Annotated in this window: 22 protein-coding genes, 1 tRNA gene and 1 CRISPR repeat array; of the genes, 4 read left to right on the plus strand and 19 right to left on the minus strand. The window is 41.4% G+C overall.

What is annotated here, in order from left to right; all coding sequences use genetic code 11:
- Positions 1-242: 242 nt before the first annotated feature.
- Positions 243-914: a ribose-5-phosphate isomerase RpiA gene (gene rpiA, locus O3605_RS00990; protein WP_049497341.1), complete on the minus strand. Its 672-nt coding sequence runs from the start codon at positions 912-914 to the stop codon at positions 243-245.
- A 162-nt stretch (positions 915-1,076) separates the two neighbouring features.
- On the opposite strand from rpiA, the gene mnmE reads away from it, so the two are divergent.
- A complete protein-coding gene (gene mnmE, locus O3605_RS00995) occupies positions 1,077-2,450 on the plus strand; it encodes a tRNA uridine-5-carboxymethylaminomethyl(34) synthesis GTPase MnmE (protein WP_303468704.1) in 1,374 nt (457 codons plus the stop codon).
- A gap of 43 nt (positions 2,451-2,493) precedes the next feature.
- On the opposite strand, the gene O3605_RS01000 is transcribed toward mnmE, so the two are convergent.
- The 15 genes from O3605_RS01000 to O3605_RS01070 all read right to left on the minus strand — a co-directional run bounded on the left by O3605_RS01000 (position 2,494) and on the right by O3605_RS01070 (position 19,980).
- Positions 2,494-3,306 carry a PrsW family glutamic-type intramembrane protease gene (locus O3605_RS01000; protein WP_371585071.1) on the minus strand — a complete coding sequence of 271 codons (813 nt, stop codon included), beginning with the start codon at positions 3,304-3,306 and terminating at the stop codon, positions 2,494-2,496.
- A 115-nt stretch (positions 3,307-3,421) separates the two neighbouring features.
- A complete protein-coding gene (locus O3605_RS01005) occupies positions 3,422-4,390 on the minus strand; it encodes a YdeJ family lipoprotein (RefSeq protein ID WP_371585072.1) in 969 nt (322 codons plus the stop codon).
- Between the two features lie 111 nt (positions 4,391-4,501).
- Positions 4,502-8,307: a CRISPR direct-repeat array (repeat unit 32 nt; unit sequence ATTTCAATCCACGCCCCCGTGAAGGGAGCGAC).
- Between the two features lie 146 nt (positions 8,308-8,453).
- Complete coding sequence (gene cas2 / locus O3605_RS01010; protein ID WP_013903483.1) at positions 8,454-8,747, minus strand: CRISPR-associated endonuclease Cas2; 294 nt, start codon at positions 8,745-8,747, stop codon at positions 8,454-8,456.
- Positions 8,748-8,757: 10 nt separating this feature from the next.
- Positions 8,758-9,783: a type I-C CRISPR-associated endonuclease Cas1c gene (gene cas1c / locus O3605_RS01015; protein WP_371585073.1), complete on the minus strand. Its 1,026-nt coding sequence runs from the start codon at positions 9,781-9,783 to the stop codon at positions 8,758-8,760.
- Positions 9,780-10,451 carry a CRISPR-associated protein Cas4 gene (gene cas4 / locus O3605_RS01020; protein WP_371585074.1) on the minus strand — a complete coding sequence of 224 codons (672 nt, stop codon included), beginning with the start codon at positions 10,449-10,451 and terminating at the stop codon, positions 9,780-9,782. Before cas4 ends, cas1c begins: the two co-directional genes overlap by 4 nt.
- A 1-nt stretch (position 10,452) precedes the next feature.
- Positions 10,453-11,301 (minus strand): type I-C CRISPR-associated protein Cas7/Csd2, encoded by an 849-nt coding sequence (gene cas7c, locus O3605_RS01025; RefSeq protein ID WP_371585075.1) that lies wholly within the window; start codon positions 11,299-11,301, stop codon positions 10,453-10,455.
- A gap of 3 nt (positions 11,302-11,304) precedes the next feature.
- A complete protein-coding gene (gene cas8c, locus O3605_RS01030) occupies positions 11,305-13,197 on the minus strand; it encodes a type I-C CRISPR-associated protein Cas8c/Csd1 (RefSeq protein ID WP_371585076.1) in 1,893 nt (630 codons plus the stop codon).
- The gene (cas5c, locus tag O3605_RS01035; protein WP_371585077.1) at positions 13,197-13,925 is read right to left on the minus strand and encodes a type I-C CRISPR-associated protein Cas5c; all 729 of its coding nucleotides are present in this window, start codon (positions 13,923-13,925) and stop codon (positions 13,197-13,199) included. The genes cas8c and cas5c overlap by 1 nt, the downstream gene beginning before the upstream one ends.
- A gap of 70 nt (positions 13,926-13,995) precedes the next feature.
- Positions 13,996-16,395, minus strand: a complete 2,400-nt coding sequence (cas3, locus tag O3605_RS01040) for a CRISPR-associated helicase Cas3' (protein ID WP_371585078.1) — start codon at positions 16,393-16,395, stop codon at positions 13,996-13,998.
- A 157-nt stretch (positions 16,396-16,552) separates the two neighbouring features.
- Positions 16,553-16,624 (minus strand) — tRNA-Arg (locus O3605_RS01045).
- 43 nt (positions 16,625-16,667) lie between these two features.
- A complete protein-coding gene (gene rplS / locus O3605_RS01050) occupies positions 16,668-17,015 on the minus strand; it encodes a 50S ribosomal protein L19 (RefSeq protein ID WP_003003254.1) in 348 nt (115 codons plus the stop codon).
- A 122-nt stretch (positions 17,016-17,137) separates the two neighbouring features.
- On the minus strand, positions 17,138-18,301 hold the full coding sequence (locus tag O3605_RS01055; protein ID WP_371585112.1) for a chloride channel protein: 1,164 nt from the start codon (positions 18,299-18,301) through the stop codon (positions 17,138-17,140).
- A gap of 46 nt (positions 18,302-18,347) precedes the next feature.
- On the minus strand, positions 18,348-18,620 hold the full coding sequence (locus O3605_RS01060) for a chorismate mutase (RefSeq protein ID WP_049487625.1): 273 nt from the start codon (positions 18,618-18,620) through the stop codon (positions 18,348-18,350).
- A 62-nt stretch (positions 18,621-18,682) separates the two neighbouring features.
- On the minus strand, positions 18,683-19,126 hold the full coding sequence (locus O3605_RS01065; RefSeq protein WP_003007049.1) for a flavodoxin: 444 nt from the start codon (positions 19,124-19,126) through the stop codon (positions 18,683-18,685).
- Positions 19,127-19,242: 116 nt separating this feature from the next.
- A complete protein-coding gene (locus tag O3605_RS01070) occupies positions 19,243-19,980 on the minus strand; it encodes a hypothetical protein (RefSeq protein WP_371585079.1) in 738 nt (245 codons plus the stop codon).
- A 76-nt stretch (positions 19,981-20,056) separates the two neighbouring features.
- On the opposite strand from O3605_RS01070, the gene O3605_RS01075 reads away from it, so the two are divergent.
- From O3605_RS01075 to O3605_RS01085, 3 genes are all read left to right on the plus strand, one after another.
- Positions 20,057-21,001, plus strand: a complete 945-nt coding sequence (locus O3605_RS01075; RefSeq protein WP_049485846.1) for a DHH family phosphoesterase — start codon at positions 20,057-20,059, stop codon at positions 20,999-21,001.
- Positions 21,002-21,097: 96 nt separating this feature from the next.
- Positions 21,098-21,670 (plus strand): lantibiotic ABC transporter permease, encoded by a 573-nt coding sequence (locus tag O3605_RS01080; RefSeq protein ID WP_350007565.1) that lies wholly within the window; start codon positions 21,098-21,100, stop codon positions 21,668-21,670.
- Positions 21,671-21,831: 161 nt separating this feature from the next.
- Entirely contained in the window at positions 21,832-22,074 is a 243-nt protein-coding gene (locus O3605_RS01085) for a type B 50S ribosomal protein L31 (RefSeq protein ID WP_003016441.1), read from the plus strand.
- Between the two features lie 114 nt (positions 22,075-22,188).
- Here the strand turns inward: O3605_RS01085 and O3605_RS01090 are convergent, their stop codons facing one another.
- The 3 genes from O3605_RS01090 to O3605_RS01100 form a co-directional block, all read right to left on the minus strand.
- Positions 22,189-22,953 carry a (S)-acetoin forming diacetyl reductase gene (locus O3605_RS01090; RefSeq protein WP_070594517.1) on the minus strand — a complete coding sequence of 255 codons (765 nt, stop codon included), beginning with the start codon at positions 22,951-22,953 and terminating at the stop codon, positions 22,189-22,191.
- A 326-nt stretch (positions 22,954-23,279) separates the two neighbouring features.
- Positions 23,280-24,788: a glycerol kinase GlpK gene (gene glpK, locus O3605_RS01095; RefSeq protein ID WP_371585080.1), complete on the minus strand. Its 1,509-nt coding sequence runs from the start codon at positions 24,786-24,788 to the stop codon at positions 23,280-23,282.
- Between the two features lie 187 nt (positions 24,789-24,975).
- Positions 24,976-25,647, minus strand: coding sequence for an ankyrin repeat domain-containing protein (locus tag O3605_RS01100; protein WP_371585081.1), 672 nt, complete (start codon positions 25,645-25,647; stop codon positions 24,976-24,978).
- Positions 25,648-25,739 lie beyond the last annotated feature (92 nt).

The following is a 25,739-nucleotide window of genomic DNA, read 5'->3' on the forward strand; positions in this document are numbered from 1 at the left end:
CCTCTTTCCTTTATTAAACTAGCTATATTATACCATATCCCTATAAGAAGAGAGCCGTTGTTTGATTCGAGGCTGGGACAAAAGTCCTAGCCTCTCAATTATTTTTGGATTGTCGAGCAAGACGCAGTGGTTGAGTGGGCTCTACTACGCTGATTTCATCAGCTTTTACAGCCCTACTCAACTGTGCGGAGGTGGGACGACGAAATCGAATTCTAACGAATTACCGATTTCTGTCCCACTCTCTATTTTTCAATGATGACAGGACCATCTGGTGTCCCTACAATCACTTTTGAAATCATGTTCAAGAATAAACCGTGCTCTACGACGCCTACGGTGTGATCCAGTTCATTGGCCAGAGCTTCTGCATCCTCGATCACCTTGAGATCCAAGTCAATGATAAAGTTGCCTTGGTCGGTGACAAAACGTTGGTCATCCGCGATACGGAAAGCAGGATGGTAACCTTTTTGCTCAAAGTGACGGAAGAGATTTTCAGCTCCGTATTGCACTACTTCCACTGGAAGTTTGAAAGCCCCAAGAGTTGCGACTTGTTTGGATTCATCCACGATCCAAATGCAATCTTTTGAATTGGTTGCGACGATCTTTTCCATGAGGAGAGCCCCACCGCCCCCTTTAATCCCGTTTAATTGAGGATCCACTTCATCTGCGCCATCCACTGTCACATCGACCACTTCGACATCGTCGATAGCCTTGAGCGGGATGCCTAAACTTTCAGCCTGATCATAGGTCACACTCGACGTTGTGACAGCTGTGATCTGCAAGCCTTCTTCTTTGATGCGACGACCCAATTCAGCCACAAAATAATAAGCAGTTGACCCTGTACCGAGACCGACAATCATGCCGTCTTTGACAAACTCAGCCGCTTTAATTCCTACCTGTTCTTTTAGGTTTACCATCATAGACCTCCTTTTATATTCTATTACAGTATAGCATATTCTGAAAGAGATTTCACTAATTATTTGAACACCTTTCCATCTTTTAGTTCTAAAAGCAAAACCTTGCCCGTCCGCTGACTTTACGATAGAATAGAGATGAATCTACAGGAAAAGAGAAATGACATGATTACTAAAGAATTTGATACCATTGCTGCCATCTCGACTCCTCTCGGTGAGGGGGCGATCGGGATCGTCCGCTTGAGCGGGACAGACAGCTTTGCCATTGCACAAAAGATCTTCAAGGGGAAAGATTTAAGCAAGGTAGCGAGCCACACGCTCAACTACGGTCATATCGTGGATCCAGATAAGGACGAGATTCTCGACGAAGTCATGGTGGGGGCCATGCGCTCGCCGAAAACCTTCACCCGTGAGGACATCATCGAGATCAATACCCACGGCGGGATTGCCGTAACCAATGAAATACTACAATTGGTCATCCGCGAAGGAGCTCGATTAGCTGAACCTGGTGAGTTTACCAAGCGGGCCTTTCTGAACGGTCGGGTCGATTTAACCCAGGCTGAGGCCGTCATGGATATTATTCGCGCCAAGACCGACAAGGCTATGAACATTGCAGTCAAACAGTTGGACGGTTCCCTGTCTGACCTCATCAACAACACGCGCCAAGAGATCCTCAATACCCTGGCCCAGGTCGAAGTCAATATCGACTATCCTGAGTACGATGATGTCGAAGAAGCAACCACTGAGATCATCCGTGAAAAGACCCGTGAATTTGAAGCCCTCTTGACCAACCTCCTCAAGACTGCCCGTCGCGGTAAGATCTTGCGTGAAGGGATCTCTACTGCTATCATCGGTCGACCAAACGTCGGCAAGTCCAGCCTCCTCAATAATCTTCTTCGCGAAGAAAAAGCTATCGTGACCGATATCGAAGGAACAACCCGTGACGTTATCGAAGAATACGTCAACATCAACGGTGTTCCCCTCAAACTAGTCGATACGGCCGGAATCCGTGAGACCGAAGACATCGTTGAGCAAATTGGTGTCGAACGGTCGAAAAAAGCCCTCAAAGAAGCTGATTTGGTCCTCCTCGTCCTCAATGCTAGCGAACCCTTGACCGACCAAGATCGCCAACTCCTTGAAATCTCTCAAGATAGCAACCGCATCATTCTCCTCAATAAGGTCGATCTCCCAGAGAAGATCGAAATCGACCAACTGCCGGAAGATCATATCAAGATTTCCGTTCTGAAAAACCAAAACATCAATCAAATTGAAGACCGGATCAACGCCCTCTTCTTCGAAAATGCTGGGCTGGTTGAGCAAGATGCGACGTATCTTTCTAATGCTCGTCACATCTCTCTGATCGAGAAAGCTGTTGAAAGCCTGCAAGCGGTCAACGAAGGCTTGGCCCTCGGTATGCCGGTAGACCTGCTTCAAGTCGATCTCACCCGCACCTGGGAAATCCTCGGAGAAATCACAGGGGATGCTGCTCCAGATGAGCTCATCACCCAACTCTTCAGCCAGTTCTGTCTTGGAAAATAACAAAAAATGCGTATGTGTGCAAACATACGCATCTTTTTTTGGTTTATTTTCCTTGTTCTAATCGCTCGACGGTTTGATAAGCTTGGTAGATCAGGAAGAGCCCAGTAGCATTCAAGACTGGAATCGCAATCGGTAACTCGGTCACGATTTGTGAGAAGGGTGAATTTCCAACAAAATGAAGTCCAAACCCAGCTACTAAGTATCCCCAGCCTGCTAGAGCTAGATCCTTGCGTCCTCTGCTTGCTTGGACAATTAGGAAGAGCCCTAGCATAACAAGACCTGTGTAGACCCAATGAGACATGGGCGCATTGGCCACACGGCCGAGAATCCCTGACACCGTGTAAGAGAAACCTCCCGGCAGGTCCTGACGAATATAGGCAAAGTCCTCGACGATCTGGAAACCAAGACCAGAGGCAATCGCCAAGAGGAAGATCGACTTGATGCGACGGACGCTGAACAAATAGAGGACAAAGAAGATGGGAATCAACTTAAAGGGTTCCTCAAAGAGTGGCGCAGCGATGGCACTCTCGTACTGGTTCCAAAATTCGCTATTGGGAGCGATCGCTTGAATCATGTCATGGAAATAGGTATTGGCAAAGCTAGACAACCAACCGGCAACAAAGCCCCCACCTAATAGAGAAAAGAGAACTGGTACCCAAGACAACTTCCACTTCTTAGCAAAATGAAAGAGAGCCCAAATAGCAGGAAGTGCATAGACCAAAAGGATCAAGGTCGAAAGTCCCACAATCCCGTACTGACTACCAGACATCCAACCTTCCGTCAGCGACTGGGTCTCATAGGCTAGGCCAATCGCTAGCAAGAGTAAATACAAAAACAAAATCGATTTGCGTTTCATAAAAGACCTTTCTAAAGTGAAATGAAAAAGGCTGGAAGCCCAGTCTTTTCCGAGTACTATCATTGTAACAGGATCAGCTTAAAAAAACAATAAACTGAGCTCTCAAATCCAACTCCTACTTCAATACTGCAAGAATCTGGCGAATCATGTCTGGATCCCCGTCTGGCAAAGTCACTGTCTCCGCATGGTCCAAGATCCCTTGGGTAAATTGCGTCATAAACTCCTCACTATTGAGTTCATCCGCAGACTGTTGCCAGTGGCTCGGTACAGGATAGATCGTCACCGTCCCATCACCATTGGATGCGTAAGTCACATGACCTTCTGCGGAAATCGGTGTAAACAACTGACGAACATCTTTAGGATAGTCAACTCCTAGCCCACCAAAGTAAATTTTTGTACCAGCACTCTTTTCATTAATACTTAATTCTGTCGGTACAGACTTGATCACATAAGCCCAGACACGCGCAGCTTCGACCTGAGCTTCGGTGTAGCCTGGATAATCATTCTGATCCGACTTCTTCGAAGATTTAACCTCGCTATCCGATCGAGTATTCCACTTCTTGGCCTTACTCGTCTTTGTCGTACTACTGCTATCGTCTGTATCAGCTTGCTCCCGATCTTTCGGTTGCTCTTTCTTACGATAGTAGAAATTGTCATCATCGCCATAAGCCGGTGACTGACCAGCCCAGATCCGATCCTTGGACTTATCCGAAGCATCGTCTTTGCCCGCTTTCTGACCTTTTGGAAGGAGCAAAAGACCATAACCTCCAACACCCGACTTAGCACTAACCGTCATCTCAGCGATCTGGTCCTTCTGCTTAAAGCTCGATGCATCAAGCTCAACATCCTCGCTGACCAAGCCCTTATCATCAAAGACCAGTTCATTGCCACGACCATCGATCCAAGTCCCCTTGATACTCGAGTAGTCCTTAGCCTTGATGGCTTTCAAATCCATACCAGACTGTTTCTTTTCTGAAGTGCTGGTCTGCTTGGAATCCGAACTCTTAGGCGTCACCGTCCTCTGAGGACGACCACACGAAGCCAAGACCAAAGCAGAAAGCACAATCACAAAACCTTTTTTCATATCAATCTCCCTTCACATACCTACTATTTTAGAAAAATAAGAAAGGTGAGTCAAAGAAAAAGCGGAAATCTATAGAGCTGATCTGTAATATCAAATTTTTTTTACTAATGAATTTCACTACACGTTCCAGTGAAGGAAGCGACGACTTATTACGGAATATCCCTTATAATAGTCTAATTTCAATCCACGCTCCCGCGAGGGGAGCGACCACAGCGTTCTTTGCACTTGTTAAGCTAGGATTATTTCAATCCACGCTCCCGCGAAGGGAGCGACACAACGAGCATAAGGTTGGCGATATCTGGTTTGAATTTCAATCCACGCTCCCGCGAAGGGAGCGACGTGATGGCCTTGTTTCCTCCTTGCCTGCTCTTATTTCAATCCACGCTCCCGCGAAGGGAGCGACTTGTGGTCCTTCCACGATACGATTAGGCCAGCGATATTTCAATCCACGCTCCCGCGAAGGGAGCGACGCACCCACGCTGTGTACTCGTCGTCATTCTCCGCATTTCAATCCACGCTCCCGCGAGGGGAGCGACTGGACTATTTCATTGAGAATTCCCCACGAGTTTACATTTCAATCCACGCTCCCGCGAGGGGAGCGACTTTAAAACCGGAACCAGAGCGCCCAGCTAAATCAATTTCAATCCACGCTCCCGCGAGGGGAGCGACTTACCGGGAGAAAAACCAAACAACGGATTTATTTATTTCAATCCACGCTCCCGCGAGGGGAGCGACCGCTCCATTTATGCGTATCTATCCAACCTACGAATTTCAATCCACGCTCCCGCGAGGGGAGCGACGTCAGCTTCTTTAGTGGTTTTCGTACTCTTAAATATTTCAATCCACGCTCCCGCGAGGGGAGCGACCAACAGCTACACCATCTACAACAGCAACTACAAATATTTCAATCCACGCCCCCGTGAAGGGAGCGACTAACAAAATTGTCAGACCTTCTTTGAAGACAAAATTTCAATCCACGCCCCCGTGAAGGGAGCGACACCAACTTTTGACAATCCTTACTATAAACGATTGATTTCAATCCACGCCCCCGTGAAGGGAGCGACCCAAACCGAGAACAACCTCAAGTATTTTATCGAGATTTCAATCCACGCCCCCGTGAAGGGAGCGACAAAGACTTTGAATGTCTGAAACGTGCTAACAGTATTTCAATCCACGCCCCCGTGAAGGGAGCGACCTTAGACAATCTTTCTAAATTAGCGCCGTTATGTATTTCAATCCACGCCCCCGTGAAGGGAGCGACTGTAAGCCCTGAATTTATCTTTTTTGACCGTAAAATTTCAATCCACGCCCCCGTGAAGGGAGCGACACGTCGGTTGGGTATTGATCCGACTGACAACCTAATTTCAATCCACGCCCCCGTGAAGGGAGCGACGTTAAGTTGTGAATGAATATCTTCAAGAACTAATATTTCAATCCACGCCCCCGTGAAGGGAGCGACAGATCTTTCGAGCTATGTTCCTAATTTCGGCTATATTTCAATCCACGCCCCCGTGAAGGGAGCGACCAGTTTGGGAAGTACCGAATGACGCTCCGAAATACATTTCAATCCACGCCCCCGTGAAGGGAGCGACTTTACGCCCTTGCGCCTTTTCCGCTCAACACTTATTTCAATCCACGCCCCCGTGAAGGGAGCGACAGGCTAACGGTATTCTTAGACTGTCTGTAGTAAAATTTCAATCCACGCCCCCGTGAAGGGAGCGACTTAACATTCTTGTACGGGCAAAAACATTCGAATATTTCAATCCACGCCCCCGTGAAGGGAGCGACTCTTCATTTTGGAAATGAACTATGTCTTAAGATTATTTCAATCCACGCCCCCGTGAAGGGAGCGACACTAGTTCCATTACTGAAATCAATGCTAGCAAGATTTCAATCCACGCCCCCGTGAAGGGAGCGACCTTGGTACCGAGTACCCTGGGTCTCAAGTCCAAATTTATTTCAATCCACGCCCCCGTGAAGGGAGCGACGCTCCTTTAGGCCGAACGTAAACAAGGAATTAAGATTTCAATCCACGCCCCCGTGAAGGGAGCGACGGTTGAATGTTAGTTCTGGTTCATTACCCATCATATTTCAATCCACGCCCCCGTGAAGGGAGCGACTCGTAGCCGTGTTCATGATTGCGTATACTAAGTCTATTTCAATCCACGCCCCCGTGAAGGGAGCGACGGAACATTCCCATAGTTTCGAACATGGTCCATAATATTTCAATCCACGCCCCCGTGAAGGGAGCGACTACAAGATTAATCAACGTCCTACAGATTCTAATATTTCAATCCACGCCCCCGTGAAGGGAGCGACCATGGAACTAACATTCGGGTACGAAGAAGTATTTATTTCAATCCACGCCCCCGTGAAGGGAGCGACAATCTTAACGAAGTTATACTTATGGTGATATTTAATATTTCAATCCACGCCCCCGTGAAGGGAGCGACAAGGTTGATGGATTCTGCCTTGTCCGATATACCTATTTCAATCCACGCCCCCGTGAAGGGAGCGACACATTTTCTTCGCCTGGATAAACTTCTTGGTCTGTATTTCAATCCACGCCCCCGTGAAGGGAGCGACACCATCGTCGTTGACAGTAATTTTAGATAAGTCCATATTTCAATCCACGCCCCCGTGAAGGGAGCGACACTTCAACAGGGTTACCTAAATTATCTGTAATTTATTTCAATCCACGCCCCCGTGAAGGGAGCGACGATAGTACTTCTCAACCTCCTGAAGTTCCTTTTTATTTCAATCCACGCCCCCGTGAAGGGAGCGACATTGATAGTACTTCTCAACCTCCTGAAGTTCCTTTTTATTTCAATCCACGCCCCCGTGAAGGGAGCGACAGTAATTAAAGTTCGACCTAATTTGATTAATAGTATTTCAATCCACGCCCCCGTGAAGGGAGCGACTACAGCAAGGTAGCCGAGTTCATTAAGCCTTTAGTATTTCAATCCACGCCCCCGTGAAGGGAGCGACATAGTTGTAAGTGTAAAGTTACTACTAATATTCAATATTTCAATCCACGCCCCCGTGAAGGGAGCGACCTTTACAAGTTCCAAGAGAAGTACCTTACTCCAGATTTCAATCCACGCCCCCGTGAAGGGAGCGACATTGCCCAATTCCGAATCCAACCTAAGCAACCTATTTCAATCCACGCCCCCGTGAAGGGAGCGACCGAGTCCATAGGAACTTACCTTTAACTAAACTAGATTTCAATCCACGCCCCCGTGAAGGGAGCGACCTCATTCTAGTTCCTTACCATTTTCGAATATTAGTATTTCAATCCACGCCCCCGTGAAGGGAGCGACCATTAGCCCTTACTCAACCCTAGCGGCTTGCAGTATTTCAATCCACGCCCCCGTGAAGGGAGCGACATGGGATTAGGTGGACTAGTAGGTGTCCACGGTAATATTTCAATCCACGCCCCCGTGAAGGGAGCGACGAGTTTATTTCTAAATCACTTACCTATCTAAATTCTATTTCAATCCACGCCCCCGTGAAGGGAGCGACAATGTGCGTCCGGAAGAAATTGCTGTAAATATCTATTTCAATCCACGCCCCCGTGAAGGGAGCGACTCGGAAATTGTAAATAAAGCTTCTCGAACTTTCATTTCAATCCACGCCCCCGTGAAGGGAGCGACGTGTAATATCGCGGTCTGGTACATTCATAGTATTATTTCAATCCACGCCCCCGTGAAGGGAGCGACTATCGGACGTTCAATCCATGACTACCGAAGATTTATTTCAATCCACGCCCCCGTGAAGGGAGCGACCTACAGAATAAACCTGTTACTACTGCTACTGGATATTTCAATCCACGCCCCCGTGAAGGGAGCGACTGACCATCTTTTTACGTTTAAAGGCTTCCATACTATTTCAATCCACGCCCCCGTGAAGGGAGCGACAGCGCAAAGTTGCACCGTTTACGGTTAAAATTGATTAATACAAAGGAATTAATATTCCCTAAAATCCAATTTTGCCATTAATTTTTCTAATTTTTTGCGCGAAACTCCTGCTTTTTTATGAGCAACTTCGATTCGCGCTCCTTAATTTAAAGTATTAATACTCCTATATCAGGATCATAACTTGTATCTCGTCCAATAGTCTCCACTCGATTCTGCCAATTTTTTCCAAGAAAATAAAATCGAATACTGTCGGAATCAGGGTCAATAATATCTAGTAACTTAGACTTTATTTCTACAAATTCTGCGGGAGCAACTGAACATTCAAATACTGAATTTTGAACACGTTGGCCATAATCAACGCACAGTTTTGCAACATGGCGCAGACGCTTCCTTCCTTTTGCTGTTTCAGTATTGACATCATATGTCACCAGTACCATCATATATAAACTCCTATATCATAAATGGCGGATATGACTCTAATTCCCCACGAATAGCTTTTGCTAATAGTTGAGCTTGAACATAAGGTAAGAGCATCATTTTCACCTTTTCTTTAGTATATGGATGTTCAACTTCCATATGTTTTCTTTTCTGCCAGAGTTCAAGAAATGTTGCACGTCCTTTTTCTGATAGAAAAACACTACCGTTTTCCTTAAATTCAAAGTCTTTTTTTGATATTTGACCTTTATTTATCAGAGAAAATACGAATCTATCTACAATAAAGGCACGAAACTCCTCTACTAAATCTAAAGCTAAACTAGCACGCCCCGGCCTATCAGTATGAAAGAATCCAACATAACTATCTAGCCCAACTGCTTCCAACGCAGACTGACACTCGTAAGTTAATAAACTGTATCCAAAGGATAACAAAGCATTTACACAATCTAACGGTGGCCGTCTAGTACGACCGTTAAACTGGAACGTCTCTTTATCATTTAGGACAAAATCATTAAAAATTCGAAAATATTGGTTAGCAGCTTGACCTTCAATTCCCAAGAGGGAGTTCTTATCTTCAACTGACTGAACATGTTCCAACGCCCAAGTCAGCTCTGTGTTTACTTCTTCGAAGAGATGAGTATCGATTCGATCTCTATGATCTCGCTTAAAACGGAGAAGATATTTCCTGGAATTAGAGATTTTTGCAAGAATGAATCTTTGCGCATATTCTAATGACAGTTCTGCATCTGCCAAACGATACTGTTGCCTTCTAAGTAGAACATTCCCATTTGTTGCTCCAACAAATCGACCGCAAAAACGCCCCTGAGGAGTATGAAAAGATAAATTAATCTGATTTTCAGCACACAACTCAATTAATGATGGAGATGCCCCCAAATAAGAAAAACATACAATACCATCAATAATTCTATACGGAAAACGACTGATGACTTTTCCTTCTTGTTTTATGACGATATTATCTCTTTCTCGAGTCAAGTAATAGTTATCTTGCGTTAAATATAATGTATTAAGAAGCTTTTTCATAAGCTATCCTCACTTTTTAGAGCATGGAAAATATAATTATCAATATTGCGATTCTTTTTGCTTAAGCGTGGCATGCAAATATCAACCAAAGAACACAATTGACAATTTTTAAAATACTCAGCTTTCGGAACCACCTTTTGCTCATAATATTCGTGCATTTGAGAAGTTAAAGAAACTACTTCTTTTCGTAATTCAGGAGTAATTTCTATTCGTTTCTTTTGATTAACACGATGATAATATAGATAGCTATACTCGATTGTACACTCAAGAGTCTCTTCCAGACAAATAGCTTGAGCAACTAATTGAACAATATCATAAATATCTTTTTTGTCTTTTCCTCGCTTATATTCCACGATAACTGGTAGCCACTTACCGCTTCTACCCTTAAGCTCAATTCCTCTTTCATTTTTATGAAACTCAACAATATCTAATATCCCATAGAGCCCTAGCTCTTTTGATGATACATGCATTGCCCGTGAGATAATAACATCATTACGTTTCTCTTTTATATAAGGATCGTCTGCTTTTTTGTGTAAAATTTGACCATGAGCTGTCGCTTCATTATCCGACCACTGTTGTTCAATATGTATTAAACTCCATTGGCGTTTACAAAATTGGAAATGCTGGATACCAGACAACATTAAATAGTCATTTTCCGCGTAGACCATATTATAGTCCTTCTAGAATATCAACTTTCAATCCTTTATTTTCATATTCTGCCAACTTCTCTTGATTAAGATGAATACCGTAATCTTCATAAGTATTCTTTTCCTGGTTTTCTTTGTCAAATTCAAACAAGTCAAAAACACGCGCACTAGAAATATTTCCTAGTTTATTTGAATGAGTGAACCAGAAGACTTCCCTAACACGCATTGAACCTTCAGGACGTGCAGAAGAGGCATCATTTTCGAAAAGACTTACTAGCGCTTGCTTGATCACCTCTACATCTTCCGTAGAAAATCCAGTTTTTTCAGCAAAATTTGGATTAATAGATCCCTTCAACAAATAAACTCCGTAATCAACAAAGTATTTCATTCCCATGGTATCAGATGACCGTCCACTTTCATTTTTAGCTTCCATTCCGTTTGTACTTCTTGTAATCTGTAAACTAGAGATTACGATTGGTTCCAACGATTTAGCCATATTTATAGAAACTGGTCCACGAACACCAATTGATTTTTTCAAATAAGTAAAAACTTGACCGAATGAACGGACATCTAACCACAATTTATTAGCTTGTTCTTCGATATATTCATCAGAGTTTTTAGCATTAAATTGATTAGAAAAACGTTTTTCAAGTGAGCGAAACTCGTCTTCAATACGGTCACCAGCTTGAACAAAGGTTGGATGACCAAAATCTTGCATGCGATTTCTAATTTTGCGCTTGATCGCCACATCAGAAATTAAGCCATGTCCTTTCGCATCTGTTCTTGGCATATTACCTGATAAGGGATCACCATTAGCATTTGCTTCGCGTACTTCAATTGTTACCATAAAGTCAATTTTATTTTCTAACATAAGCTAGTTCTCACTTTCGTTTTTTTCTTTTTTAGTATAAAAATAATGTTTTTCGCTATAATAACCAAAAATAAATTGATAATCTAGAGGATCATTTATATCTTTATTCGTCATTAAAGGACTTAATAGAGAAATGATTTCTTCACGCTCTTTTTCCAATTTATTATAGATTCCTCTAGAGTTTAATTTGACTGTTTCTTCATAAGGTTTAATTTTATTTACGAGGTTCATCATCAGCTTAGCTGGTTGGCTCGTATAGGCATTCCAATACCTTTCAGCATTTGTTATCCTTTCTTGATTACCACCTTCTATTCGATATCTCTGAGCTTCCATTAACTCAAAAATAGCTAGTAATCGTCCAAATAAATAAGAACGATTAGTATTTTCATGGTCTACCATTGGATTAAACTCCCTTCCATATTGTTTATGTAGAATTGCTAAACTAACTTGTTGCAATGAATGCCAACATTTAGGATAATTTTGCCGATGTTTAATATTAGCTTCTAGTTTTTTAACGATCGTATTTGGAATGGCTTTTCCATCAATTAAGGCTGTCACTAATTGCTGATATTGATCACTCCGAAAACTATCATTGTCTAATTCTAGATAGCGTCCTCTATCCACACCATAAGCCGCATTAATAATCTCGTTGAAATTCGGTGTCTTTTGTTTATAAATTCCTGATTTTGTTTTTGCTTCCCAAGAATAAGTATCTTGCCAATTTTCCAGATTTTTTAATAACTGAGACACTTGAAGTTGACGGAAATATTTTAATGCGATACGACCATTACTTGTTTTATTGAGGATAGCAATATAATATGTAGCGTCATTGCTAAAAAATTTTCGCCCCTTAATAAATGAAGATCCAATCTCTTGATTTACAGCATTTGGTCTAATCAATTGATGACGTTCTTCCATATCATCTTCTTCATCCTCAAATAAACTATCAAACTCAGGTTTAACAATATCTAATTGACTTTTATTTGCCAAATCATCACTAAACCAGTTAATAAGATACTGTGACGATCCCAACCAAGTACTACTGTTATTATTTTCAAGCAAATACTTAATCATCAGATGGATTTTTTCAGAGGTTTCATAACCTACACTAAAAACATCTTCACGTTCCTTAAAACGCCCTTTATAAGCCTCTCCTTTATTACTAACAGAAATGATTTTAGCATTTCCCATCAGTCCTCTATGCTTATTTGTGATTTCCTCATTGCGTCCACTTATATTACAAACTCCCATATTATCTTGAAATGCTCTTACAAATGATATAAAGGATCGATGTAATTCTCTGTACGTCGTTACGGATTGATCTTTGAAACCATGGTATTGTACAATCGAAAATTCAATGAAACAAGCAGATAAATCTATCGTCTTACTTTTTCCATTTAAATCTTGATAAGTCACCTTCAAATTTTCTCTTTGATAGGATTCACCAAACAGAGAATTTAATACGATTTTTAAAAAATCTGCTCTAAGTATAAACCTCTGAATCTTTGTTAAATAATCTTTAACCTCATCTTCCTTACAAAAACTGACCCAATTAGCAAGTTGATTATGAAATTCATCATATTGAGATTGACTAATTTCTTGAACATAATAAGATAGCTTATCTACTAATGGATGTGGCGCCGGGTTGCTACCAGATCTTGCAACAGAATCACTAGTTACAGGAAAAATAATCGATTGATTATCTGGCATGAATTCTGCTTTATAAAAGGTACCATCTTTATTCAATTTGATGAGAATTATATTACTACCATTTGATTTCAGACTAGTATGGTATAGTGGAAGCAATACAGGATCATTCTCACCTGTTCGTTGATCCACCAAACCGATCACCTCTGCTTGTTCATATGCATTTAATAGAGAAGTAAAAAAATCCATTAGCTTTCTCCTCTCTCCATCTCTTCATATTCGTTATACTCATCATCAACTGATTTAATTTGACTAGGTATCTTAAAAGCATAGCTGGATAATGTATTAACTATTTCACATTCCTTCTGTGACTTAAACTTAATAATACCATCCTCCATAACTGTTTTTGCGAAATAAGATTTTAATGGTGTTTTTTTATCTGTTGGGTAGGCAAAGGAATGAAACATAATTCCTAAATCGATGGAGACTCCATCATAATAGGATGCGCAGTTCTCATATTCTTCTTGACTAATGTCATCTACCAAGGCAAAGCACTCTCTTGTTCCAAGAAAAACATCCCGTCTTCCACCTTTTCGAATAGACCTCTCCATAATCGCTTCATGTTTATTTGCCTGTCTATCCTGTATCAAATCTTCACGATTCTCATTCCAAACAAAATGAAACTTTACAAGATACTCTACATCACTCAAATAAGAAACATAGCTCAAGTCAGCACTGTAATCGTGTAACAAAGCACGAACACCTTGCAACTCCGTTTGTATTTGATTAACAACCTTAACTTCAGTTATAACATTTGTAAAAGTAGGTTTATGATATATACCGTCAACTATTCCTTGCAAAGCCTGTCGAGTCGGGACCGAGTACGACGATCTTTCACTCCCACCTTTAGTTGCTGGATTCGTAAACAATGCCCTATCGCCACGAACTCTAGCATAGAAATTTCTTGATCTATACAAGGTAAAATCCTCCTTCTGTTCTTTTATATTGCTATTTTTATTCTTGCTATAGAAAAAATACCTAACTCGTTTACATAATAAAGTTCCCCATCTCTATGGTAATTCCTTTCTTTTCATGATAATACCCATCTGATAACACTAGTACATTTCCATTTAGATACGATTTTGTTGCTTCTAAAATAGGATCATGCTCACGCACATTTACAGTATAAGATTGCAATTCCTTTAAGAGGCTTTTTATAATCTGAAATTCTCCTTCTGAAGGATAATCAGACTCACACAGCTCTTCTAACCGAGATAATTTTTCTATTGCATCACCGTATGGAACCAAAACTCCTATTGTATCGTTATTGATCAAGTTCATCTTAAGCCCAGCTGTTTTAAATGCTTGCTTCATTCTTCCTTTAAAGTTAGGTCTTAATTGGAACTTATTCTTACTTAAATAATCAAAAATTGACTCCCCATGCGATAAAGGATAGTCCATTGAAGATTGATTATTTGCATAGTAATATTCAAAGAAATCTTTATTTAAAAGTGAAGTATCAATTGGAGATGAAATTTTATGTAGTATGAACTCTGTTGCCTCTTTCTTATTTTTTATTTCTTTAAGTCGTGAGATATTCTCCTCCTCATTCATAAGGTTCACTAATGTAACTCGTCCTTTTTGACGCTTTCCTTCACGGTTACAACGTCCACTAGCCTGCACAATTGAATCGATTCCAGCATAAGAACGAATAACTTGATTAAAATCAACGTCTATCCCTGCTTCGATTAATTGCGTACTAATACAAATAATTGGTACTCCATTTTTTAAATGCTGCTTTATTTCTGATATCATATCAAATCTATGTTGAGCACACATATTTGTTGATAATTGATAGATAGGACGATCTGTCAGTTCTTCAAGCATTGTATAGAACTTATCAACTGTTTTTTTGGTGTTGAAAATTACAAGTAAGGACTCATTATTATCTAAAACAAAGTCAACTAATTCTGATAGGTTTGTATATTGATTCTCTTCTTTAAACTTTCTAAGCTCTGTTCTTGAAAATACTTCTGACTCATCATGACTTAACTCAACTATATCAGGACATTCACCATTTTTCCCACCGTAATCTAGACGATGAGTTATTGCATTTGAATCATAGGCTGGCTGAGTTGCAGTACATAAGATAATAGTCGTATTCATGACTTTATTTAAAAAGTTCATTGTTAAATTAAACAAAGTTGTGACTTCAATAGGTAAAGATTGCACTTCATCTAGGATCAAAACACTATTTGCTAAATTTGAAAAACGTCTTATATTAGAAGATTTTGTCTTAAATAATGTTTGAAAAAATTGGACCATAGACGTTAGAATAATTTGACTATCCCAACTATCAATTAAATAATCTAACATTAATGTCTTCTTATCATCATTATCATCATCTTGATGAATTACATTTGAATGATGTTCTAATACTCCAGCATTACCTGTTATTTTTTTGATTTCAGAAGCATTTTGCTCTAAGACAGATAAAAACGGAGTAATGTAAAAGAATCTTGATTTTTTCTGCTTAACAAGCTGATGGAAAGCATATCTCATACTAAGGTTTGTTTTACCTGCTCCAGTTGGTAAATCTAATCGATAAATTCCAGCTGAATCGTTTTCTCCTCTTTCCTTTACTCTCTCACTAATTTGTAAACGAATTTCATTTAGTCTCGTAGTTGGCTTGCCAAAACCTCTATACTTATCTTCGATAGCACTTAAATAGGACTGATTTAATTCTTCCCTTTCATCAGATTTTAAAGGTTGGACAATTATACCGTAAGCATTTATAGTGTCCAATATATCTGCATTTTTTAGTAACGATAAATAAAGCCTAATAAAACAGCTTGAATAAAAATCTTTTTCACTTTCATTAATCCACTCTAAAATAGACCAAGCTTGTTGATAATTCTCAAATGCTTTTTTGATTAAATCATCTAAGGAGCTATATCCATAATAAGATAAGTGACTTTCTAATTCTTGAGCAAAAGGTTCAATGTCTTCTTTATAATGACTGATTTCAGTCCCCTCCATTATGCGATACCGTAGCCTGTTGTATGTATATTTAGATGCATTTATTGTTTCATCTTGGAGTAAAATATCATACATTCCATGATGGGATGATATAACATAAGCGCATATTTCTTGAAATAACTCTCTATCTGTTTTTTCTACATTAAAACTCTTCAAACAGACTTGTATCTTTTGGAAAAGATACCTTGCTCCAGCCGAGGAATGATCAACATGTTTATGAGGATGCAGTAAGAGTTTATCTTGAAATTCTCGATTAGCTTTCCCTAAATCGTGGTACAAGCCCAATAAAAATAAAATGTCCCCTTGTTCAATAACATTGGCATCTTCTCGTGCCTTAGTCGCAACATTAAAAGAATGATCTTGAAGTGATTGAACATTCCCATTATTATCCTTATGAGCTAAAATCATAACAAGCCCCGCTAAATTCTAAATGTTATAATATTAACTACATTTTACTCCTTCCTTCCTCAAAAATCAATTCATTACATGGAGATATTCCTTCTTTTCTTGACTTTACATTTACACACAAAAAGGAACTCGCATGTACGAGTTCCCTTTTTCCTTATGCCCCCTGCCGGAATCGAACCAGCAACTACTCCTTAGGAGGGAGTTGTTATATCCATTGAACTAAGGGGACCGATAAAAAAAGAAGCGAGATCACTCCCGCCTCCTTGTTCGTCTTAACGACGGATTTCTTTAATACGAGCTGCTTTACCTTGCAATGCACGAAGGTAGTACAATTTCGCACGACGTACTTTACCGTAACGTACAACTTCAATCTTTTCTACACGTGGAGTGTGTACTGGGAATGTACGTTCAACACCGACACCGTTAGAGATTTTACGAACAGTGTACATTTCAGTGTGTCCTTGACCTTTACGAGCGATAACAACACCTTCAAAGATCTGGATACGTTCACGAGATCCTTCGACAACTTTCGCGTGTACACGAACAGTGTCACCAGGACGGAATGCAGGGATATCAGTACGAAGTTGACCTTCAGTCAAGCTTTGGATTAATGGATTCATTTTATTCTCCTATCTTCGTCAATCTTGAGGGACCTCCCTCAGCGGATAAACTGTATTTTTGTGCTTCCATTACGCACAGAAACTATCATATCAGATAATTTCAGGTTTGTAAACTCTTTTCTCTACTTTTTCGCAACTTTTTGACCGGAATAAATGCTCCACTCTTTTGGTAGGCAATAGGCGATGGCACAAGCGATGACAAAGAAAGGAAGATTGGCATAGCCAAATACTTCTCCTCCGATCAAGATCGGTGCGAGCAAGGTCGTGGTCGCACTGCCAAAGACACTGGCATAACCGATAGCGGCCACGACTAAGACTGGTAACCCTAGCATAGGAGCGAGAAAGACTCCAAGTGTAGCTCCGATCGCAAAGAGCGGGGTCACTTCTCCTCCTTGGTATCCAGCAGAGATGGTCACCACGGTAAAGAGGAGCTTCAAAATCCAGTCATAACTCTGCGCACTTCCCTGATGAAAAGCCACATCAATCAGATTGGTTCCAAGTCCACTGTATGTTCCGACCTTGGTCAGCTGGAGGGTCAAGAGGACCAAGCTGAGACTAGCCCCTATAAGGGCAATCCGGATATAAGGATTAGGCAAGACTTGAGCGACGGTTTTCTTCAACCAGGAAAGGCTAACAGCAAAGAGTTTCCCAGCGAGGCCAAAAGCCAGGCCAAGAAGGGCAACTTTGATCAAGGTCTCTGGTGTCCAGTTCAGCGTTTCTCTTAGTGGCACAGCAAATTTCTCTAAACCAAGAGCATGAGAGGTGAAGCTAGCCACGATTGAGGCGATGAGCGCAGGATAGAGAGCCATCAACTGCAACTCCCCAACTGTCAAGACTTCGAGAGCAAAGAAGGTTGCTGCGAGTGGCGTCTGAAAGAGCCCCGCAAAACCAGCTGCCATCCCGGTCATGAGAAAAATACGCGAAGCATCTGGAATCTTAATATGACGCGCAAAACGATGCGAAAGGGTCGCTCCGATCTGGACCGCTACACCTTCCCGACCGACCGAACCACCAAAGAGATGGCTCATCCAGGTTGTCAGCATGATCAAAGGCACCAAGACCAAGGGGATTTTCTCCTCACGCGCGTGTCCGACATCAAAGATGAGGCCCATCCCTTTTGAAGCCTTGCCACCAAAACGTTTATAAAGATAAACGATGACAAGCCCCGCTAAGGCTAGAAAAAGAATCAAGGGCCAATGCTGGCTTCGAAAATCTCCAATCAGGAGAAGACCTTGACCAAAAATCATATCAATAGCACCGACCAAGAGACCGATGAAGAGGGCCATCCCTGTTAGGATCACATACTGCTGTGCTTTTTGCTTGATAGATAGACTAGTCACGCGCCCTCACCTCCTCTTGGAAGTCTCTCGAGCGCTTCATCATATCTTGAAACTGAGCTTGAATAGTCGCACGATACTGTTCATCCGTCACGAGAGAGCCGACTTTCTCAAGTACCTCTCTTTCCCTTCCTTGATCGAGCACAGGTAAGCCCTGCTGCTCCTTATATTTTACAATCTGACCGACACAGACCATCCGTCTTTCCAGCAAGGCTACAAGCTCTTGATCGATCTGGTCAATGTCCTTACGAATCTGATCTAAATCCATGTGTCTCCTCTTTTTTTGGATATAAATCGAGGCTGTAATCCATCGATCCGGCCTCTTAGTCATTAATTTGCTTTGGCTACAAGTTCTTCTGCAAAGGCTTCTAATTTTTCGATGTCTTCGTCTTCTGCAGACAAATCAACTTTGACACACTCAGAACCTTTTTCAGCACCAGTCGCAGCGAAGCAACGGTCGAAATCATCAACTGCTTTACAGAATTCATCGTAGAAGGTATCACCTGATCCTACCACACCGTAAAGTTTGCCTTTGAGATCAAGGCCAGCCAAATCTTCGTAGAAATCTTGAATCTCATCTGGAAGCTCTCCATCACCGTAAGTATAAGTCGCTACCACTGCGATATCCGCATCAAGGAAGTCTTCCGCATCCACAGTTGTACACTCATCCACATCTACTTCGACACCAAGATCACGGAATTTGTCCGCTACGATATCAGCAATTTCTTCAGTATTTCCAGTCATACTAGCAAAAACAATCTTCGCTACAGTCATAATTTCCTCCCAAAAGCTATTTCCCGTATTATACCACTTTTTCAAACATTTTGCACGAAACCTTTCCCGATAAGCTGAAAGAAGGGACACGTTTCAAGAATTTGGACCGATTCAACCTAATCGCCCTCGTTTTCTTCTTGAATTGCTTTAATAGTTTTAATTTCTTCATCTAATTTCTTATCAAAATTAGCCTTATTTTTGAAGGGATACGAATAGGTGCGCCAAGTGTACCATTTGAGGCCTTCTTCACCCTTATAGTACCATTCGATTTTAGTGGGTAAGAATTCTTTGTTGTAGGTGATACGAACTTTGGAAAACTGACTATCCTTGATAGAATATCTACCTTCAAATTCTGGCGGATATTCCTCTTTCAATAATTCTTTATTTACTAAAGAATCTGGTGAGCGTGTAATTTGATAATTGGATTTCTTAATTTCATCAGTAGTAATTTTCTTACTTAATAGAACTGATGATAATTCGTTATTTACTGCAGATTTGTAATACTGTTTACGATCCCAGTCCGCTTTATAACCACCATAAACTGTATCGTCTTTCACTGCCGTTTCATCATTATAGTAATATTCTTTTTTCTCAAGGTCCACCCCAACCTCAAAATGCTCATCGGTAGAATCTCCCATTTTAATCATAATAAATTGCTTTTTCTTTAAAACATTCAATGCCGGTTGATTGTTACTACAACTACTTAGGAATACTGCAATAAGCATTACGATCAACACTACTACAATTGTTTTTGGAAATTCTAACCATCGTTTTCTTTTAGCTGATTGTTTGATTTCTTTCATCATATCCATCCATTCTACCAAAATAATGAACTTCTGTAAAACCGCTTCCATAGCTCCTAATTAGTGATAAATGCTTGCTGGATGGGCCTTTCTTATGTTAAAATTGACAGAGAAAATGAGGTAATGTATGAACGTAATGAATGAAATTCTTGAAAAGATTCAAGCTTATGACACGATTATTATCCACCGTCATCAGAATCCGGATCCGGATGCGATTGGTAGCCAGGTGGGCTTGCGGGATCTCCTGCGTGCGCACTTCCCTCAAAAGCGGGTCTTGGCAACTGGCTATGATGAACCGACCTTGACTTGGCTTGCTGAAATGGATGAAGTCAAAGATGAGGACTATGCTGGAGCTTTGGTGATTGTCTGTGATACGGCTAATACTCCCCGCATCGATGACAAGCGCTATACGAACGGTGATTTCCTGATCAAGATCGACCACCACCCAAATGACGATGCTTATGGAGATCTGCTCTGGGTCGATACTGAGTCTAGCTCTACCAGTGAGTTGATTGCACTTTTTGCTAAGGAATTGGATCTTGAACTTCCTGTAAGTTCTGCGCGTCTTCTCTATGCTGGGATTGTCGGCGATACAGGTCGCTTCCTTTATCCTGCTACTTCGACTCGAACTTTCGAGCTGGCTGCCTATCTTCGTAGCATTCCTTTTGATTTTACAGCCCTTGCTCGTCAGATGGATACGATCAATCTCAAAACAGCTAAGCTTCAAGGCTATGTCTATGACCATCTTGAGATCGATGAACATGGTGCTGCGCGTGTGACCTTGACACAAGAGCTCTTAAAGAAATTCGATCTACGTGATTCCGAGACTGCTGCGATTGTTGGGGCTCCTGGACGCATCGATACCGTGTCTGTTTGGGCTATCTTTGTCGAGCAGGCCGACGGTCACTTCCGTGTCCGGATGCGTAGCAAACGAAAGGTGATCAACGAAATTGCCAAACGTCATAATGGTGGTGGCCATCCACTAGCTAGCGGAGCTAACTCCTACTCTCTCGAAGAAAACGACCAAATCTACAAAGAGCTACAAGAAGTGGCTCGCACGAACGAAGGCTGAGAACGGTTTCTCAGCCTTTTTATCTTAGTCACGGGGTTTTCATTTGATCTTTCTTATGGTAAAATAAAGCTAATACAATTTTTAAGGAGACCTATTATGGAAAAAAATAGATTGTTTATCATTATCTCTGCTGCGGTAGCAATTCTTGGTACTTTCTTGCCATGGTATACCACTGTCTTTGGAGTTATTAGCATTTCTGGAATCCAAAATAGCGGATGGATTGTAATCGTCCTTTCTATTGCCTCTATCGTTCTTGCCTGCTTGAATAACATCAATACCCCTTTAAATAAAACTTTTTCAACTATCATCATTGTTGCAGGTTTTATTTCTACAATGGTTTCATTGCTTGCAACCTTCAATGGAAGTGAGTTTACCTCTGAGTTAGGTGGATTGGTTTCAATCGGCTTTGGGTTAATCCTTACTTTGATTGCAAGCATCGCTATTGTTGTGACTGGTCTCTTGGCGATGTCAGGTGGTAAAATCACTAAAGGAACCTTCGAAGAACTTGCTGAATCTGGTAAAGGATTTGCCCAATCAGTTGGACGCGTGACAACTTCTACAGTTAAAACTGCTGTAGATGAAATCAAAAAAGAATCACACGAACACACTGAGGGACAAGCTGATCAACCAGTTGAAGCACCAAAAGATCCAAATCAATCTGAACAATAATAAGATCATCATCGCCTTGGCTTAGCCAGGGTGATTTTTTTGATCATTAATTTAAATAAAATTAGTGAAAATACTTGTCAAGATCCTAGAAATTTGGTAAACTAGCTTAGTAACAATCTATGGCTCGGAAAGAGACCATGGCAGAAAGGAAATATTGCAAAATGAAAAAAGATATCCATCCAGAATATCGCCCTGTTGTCTTCATGGACACTACTACTGGTTACAAGTTCCTCAGCGGTTCAACTAAGTACTCTAGCGAAACAGTTGAATTCGAAGGTGAAACTTACCCATTGATCCGTGTTGAAATTTCATCAGACTCACACCCATTCTACACTGGACGTCAAAAGTTCACTCAAGCAGATGGACGTGTGGATCGTTTCAACAAAAAATACGGTCTCAAATAAGAACCAACACAAAACCACTTCCCTTTCGGGAGTGGTTTTTTTGATCTCTATTTCCTTTATTGTGAACGCACAAAATTAGAGGTTAGGATATTGATCCCAACCTCTGTTTTTATCTTAATGGAACTGCATTCCACCATCCACGATAATGGTTTGTCCTGTGATGTAGTTTGAATCAGGTCCAGCAAGGAAGCTAACCGCTGCTGCTACATCTTCTGGTTCTGAAAGACGCTTCAAAGTGATATCTTTAGCGAATGTTTGCATACCCCATTCGTCGTCTTTACCTGCATTCTTCCCAACTTCATGAGCAATGTCAAACATCATTGGAGTCTTCACGATACCTGGTGCATAAGCATTGACAGTGATTCCTGAATCTGCCAAGTCACGCGCCAAGGTTTGCGTAATCCCACGAACAGCAAACTTGGTCCCACCATAAATGGTCAAGTTTGGATTTCCGACAACCCCTGCTTGTGAAGTCGCATTGATGATCTTCCCACCATGACCTAGTGCTTTGAACTGTGCTTGAGCTGCTTGTGCACCCCAAATCACACCACCAACGTTAATAGCAAATGTACGTGTGAATTGTTCTTCTGTAATCGTATCAAGTGGTGTAGTTGGTGCAACACCTGCATTGTTCACGACAACATTCAAATCTCCAAAATGGTCAACAACCTTTTGGAAAGCTGCAGCCACTTCTTCTTTTTTAGACACATCAGCTACGACTGCAAAAGCATTATCTGCGGACAACTCAGCAACTGCTTTTTCAGCTGTTTCAGCGTTGTAGTCCAATACTCCAACCTTAAAGCCATCTTGCACCAAACGTTTTGCGATTGCAAAACCGATTCCTTGACCAGCACCTGTGACAATAGCTACTTTAGACATATGATTCCTCCTTGGTATCAACGATACCAGCAAACGTTCCTATCAGAACAGCAAGGGTTGACAACTAGTTTTGATGGGGTCTATTATAAATTTCCGACAAAACTATGCTAATAGTATACTCTTTTGTGAAAAACATTTCAATCTCTAGCCTATTTTTTCAAAAAAATAGTTTATTTATATGATATTTTTATTTAGTGATAAATGAACGAAAGCGTGAAATAGAGTATGTCTTTTACTCACAATGGATCACTATTCTATTCTGTAACCCCTACATAAAAAGCCTTCTTTCGAAGGCTTCTCTTAAACTATTCGTTTGATGGGTCCCTTTAGTCATCAGACTCTGCAAATACTTGAGTGGCTTTGACTGCTTTCTTCCACCCCTTGTATAGCTCTTCCTTTCGGGATTCATTCATCTTGGGTTCAAAGATTTGGGCTGCTCCATGAAGAGATTTTAATTCTTCCAAATCCTTCCAATAGCCTACGGTCAGACCTGCTAGGAAGGCCGCTCCTAAAGCCGTTGTTTCCAAGTTTTTCGCGCGGGCAATCGCAATTCCAAGAATATCTGCCTGAAACTGCATTAAATAATCATTTTTCGCTGCTCCTCCATCTACTTTTAGGACAGGGATAGGAGTTTTAGCGTCTACCTGCATGGTGTCGATGATATCGCGTACTTGATAGGCAATCGATTGAAGGGTTGCTTTGATAAAGTCCTCCTTGGTCGTTCCTCTGGTAAGCCCAAAGACAGAACCACGCGCCTCTTGATTCCAGTATGGTGCTCCAAGACCAGTAAAAGCAGGGACCACATAGATTTCATCCTGGTTCTGGGACTTCAAAGCATAGACCTCAGATTCAGGTGAATTATCGATCATACGCAGGCCATCACGGAGCCACTGAATGGCACTTCCAGCGATAAAGATAGATCCTTCTAATGCATAGTAGACCTTGCCATTGATTCCATAACCAATCGTCGTCAGCAGGTTATTCTCTGATAACTGCATCTCCTCACCCGTATTCATGATGATGAAAGATCCAGTTCCATAAGTGTTTTTGACCATACCAGGTTCAAAGGCCAATTGGCCAAAGAGAGCAGCCTGCTGGTCTCCTGCCATCCCTGCAATCGGCACTTGTCCACCGTAGAAATGGAAAGGCGCTGTCTTGCCATAGATTTCAGAGTTTGAACGGACTTCAGGAAGCATGGCTTTAGGAATGTTGAGAATGTCTAAGATTTCATCGTCCCATTTCAGTTCCTTGATATTGTAAAGCATGGTACGGGCTGCATTGGAATAGTCTGTCACGTGGGCAGCTCCATCCGTCAGCTTCCAGACCAACCAAGTATCAATGGTTCCAAAAAGTAATTCGCCCTTCTCCGCACGCTCTTGCGCCCCTTCAACATGGTCCAAGATCCAACGGACTTTAGTCGCTGAGAAGTAGGCATCAATGACTAGACCTGTCTTTTGGTGGAAGGTTTCTACATAGCCTTGGTTTTTAAGTTCTTCAGCCAGTGGAGCAGTTTGCCGTGATTGCCAGACAATGGCATTGTAAATAGGAAGCCCCGTGTTCTTATCCCAAACAACTGTCGTTTCTCGCTGATTGGTAATGCCGATTGCCTCTATTTGATTGGGCTTGATGCCACTTTCGATAAAGACCTCAGCAATCACCGACTGCACCGAATTCCAAATTTCATTAGCATTGTGCTCCACCCAACCAGCCTGCGGAAAAATCTGAGTGAATTCCTTTTGACTAGAGCTGACTTGCTCGCCTTTTTTGTTAAAAATGATAGCCCGCGAACTAGTAGTTCCCTGATCAATCGCCATGATGTAAGTTTCTTGAGACATAAACTGCCCTCCTGAATTAGGTACTTAAAAATCTTGTTCTTTCATAAACTAGTATACTCTATTTCATCTAGGATTTGTATCCATTTTTTTAAGAAAATCCGGTCTAACATTTTCCTACTACTTCTAACTCTATCAGAACAAATTAAAAGAGCCCTGAGGCTCTTTTAACTAGTAGTTCAAATGCTTATCAAGCTCTGCTCTGATCTAACCGATTTAAGAACTCCATGGTCGGACTGTCTTGGTAAAGTTCTTTGAGAGGAATCTTCTGATAGACCGCTATTTCATCCGCAGTCACACCATAACGAATCAGGAGATCATAAATACGATTTAAATCATGCCGTAATTCATCCGTTATGAGGACATTATCGCTTGTTTCTTTTGTTTTCCAATAATAAGATGGCAACACTTCCTTGGTTTCAATTAAAATAGTTTGCAACAAAGTCCCACCATGACTGTCTTTCTGAGAAATATCGGCCCCAAGTTCCAACATTTTCTCAAAAACTTTGAAAGACCGGTCAGCCTTTTCCTTAGACGAATACATCTCATATTGGCCATTCCAACGTTTGATCATGCGCCTGCAGTCAAATACAGCTCTACCACCCGCTGTTTGGAGGACTGGTTGACAAAACGGATTCAGCTCTGTCGGCTCTTCGATAAAGTTAAGATCTGCCCCTCTATCAATGAGTAAGTCTGCAATATCTAAATGTCCCGATTTGATAGCGACTTGAAGGAGCGACTGTCCCTGATCTCTTTTAGGTTTGTCACCCGAAACAGCATTGACTTCTTCAGGCTTTTTATCCAATATCTGACGAACTCCCTCTAGATCTCCTCTTCGCAACAACTGAAAGGTTTTTTGCATGGTTTTCCCCCCCTCTCATTATAGATAAGAATAACACTGTGTTGATACTTTGATCCTATCGCTAGGTTCTTCGTTAAACTGATTATAGCATT

This window comes from Streptococcus sp. 27098_8_99, from assembly GCF_041431935.1.
Taxonomy (GTDB): domain Bacteria; phylum Bacillota; class Bacilli; order Lactobacillales; family Streptococcaceae; genus Streptococcus; species Streptococcus parasanguinis_D.

Excerpts from the sequence above, each read along its gene's own strand:
- rpiA (WP_049497341.1), bottom strand. The coding sequence starts at position 914 with ATGGTAAACCTAAAAGAACAGGTAGGAATTAAAGCGGCTGAGTTTGTC.
- mnmE (WP_303468704.1), top strand. The coding sequence starts at position 1,077 with ATGATTACTAAAGAATTTGATACCATTGCTGCCATCTCGACTCCTCTC.
- O3605_RS01000 (WP_371585071.1), bottom strand. The coding sequence starts at position 3,306 with ATGAAACGCAAATCGATTTTGTTTTTGTATTTACTCTTGCTAGCGATT.
- O3605_RS01005 (WP_371585072.1), bottom strand. The coding sequence starts at position 4,390 with ATGAAAAAAGGTTTTGTGATTGTGCTTTCTGCTTTGGTCTTGGCTTCG.
- cas2 (WP_013903483.1), bottom strand. The coding sequence starts at position 8,747 with ATGATGGTACTGGTGACATATGATGTCAATACTGAAACAGCAAAAGGA.
- cas1c (WP_371585073.1), bottom strand. The coding sequence starts at position 9,783 with ATGAAAAAGCTTCTTAATACATTATATTTAACGCAAGATAACTATTAC.
- cas4 (WP_371585074.1), bottom strand. The coding sequence starts at position 10,451 with ATGGTCTACGCGGAAAATGACTATTTAATGTTGTCTGGTATCCAGCAT.
- cas7c (WP_371585075.1), bottom strand. The coding sequence starts at position 11,301 with ATGTTAGAAAATAAAATTGACTTTATGGTAACAATTGAAGTACGCGAA.
- cas8c (WP_371585076.1), bottom strand. The coding sequence starts at position 13,197 with ATGGATTTTTTTACTTCTCTATTAAATGCATATGAACAAGCAGAGGTG.
- cas3 (WP_371585078.1), bottom strand. The coding sequence starts at position 16,395 with ATGATTTTAGCTCATAAGGATAATAATGGGAATGTTCAATCACTTCAA.
- rplS (WP_003003254.1), bottom strand. The coding sequence starts at position 17,015 with ATGAATCCATTAATCCAAAGCTTGACTGAAGGTCAACTTCGTACTGAT.
- O3605_RS01055 (WP_371585112.1), bottom strand. The coding sequence starts at position 18,301 with ATGGCCCTCTTCATCGGTCTCTTGGTCGGTGCTATTGATATGATTTTT.
- O3605_RS01060 (WP_049487625.1), bottom strand. The coding sequence starts at position 18,620 with ATGGATTTAGATCAGATTCGTAAGGACATTGACCAGATCGATCAAGAG.
- O3605_RS01065 (WP_003007049.1), bottom strand. The coding sequence starts at position 19,126 with ATGACTGTAGCGAAGATTGTTTTTGCTAGTATGACTGGAAATACTGAA.
- O3605_RS01070 (WP_371585079.1), bottom strand. The coding sequence starts at position 19,980 with ATGGAAGCGGTTTTACAGAAGTTCATTATTTTGGTAGAATGGATGGAT.
- O3605_RS01075 (WP_049485846.1), top strand. The coding sequence starts at position 20,057 with ATGAACGTAATGAATGAAATTCTTGAAAAGATTCAAGCTTATGACACG.
- O3605_RS01080 (WP_350007565.1), top strand. The coding sequence starts at position 21,098 with ATGGAAAAAAATAGATTGTTTATCATTATCTCTGCTGCGGTAGCAATT.
- O3605_RS01085 (WP_003016441.1), top strand. The coding sequence starts at position 21,832 with ATGAAAAAAGATATCCATCCAGAATATCGCCCTGTTGTCTTCATGGAC.
- O3605_RS01090 (WP_070594517.1), bottom strand. The coding sequence starts at position 22,953 with ATGTCTAAAGTAGCTATTGTCACAGGTGCTGGTCAAGGAATCGGTTTT.
- glpK (WP_371585080.1), bottom strand. The coding sequence starts at position 24,788 with ATGTCTCAAGAAACTTACATCATGGCGATTGATCAGGGAACTACTAGT.
- O3605_RS01100 (WP_371585081.1), bottom strand. The coding sequence starts at position 25,647 with ATGCAAAAAACCTTTCAGTTGTTGCGAAGAGGAGATCTAGAGGGAGTT.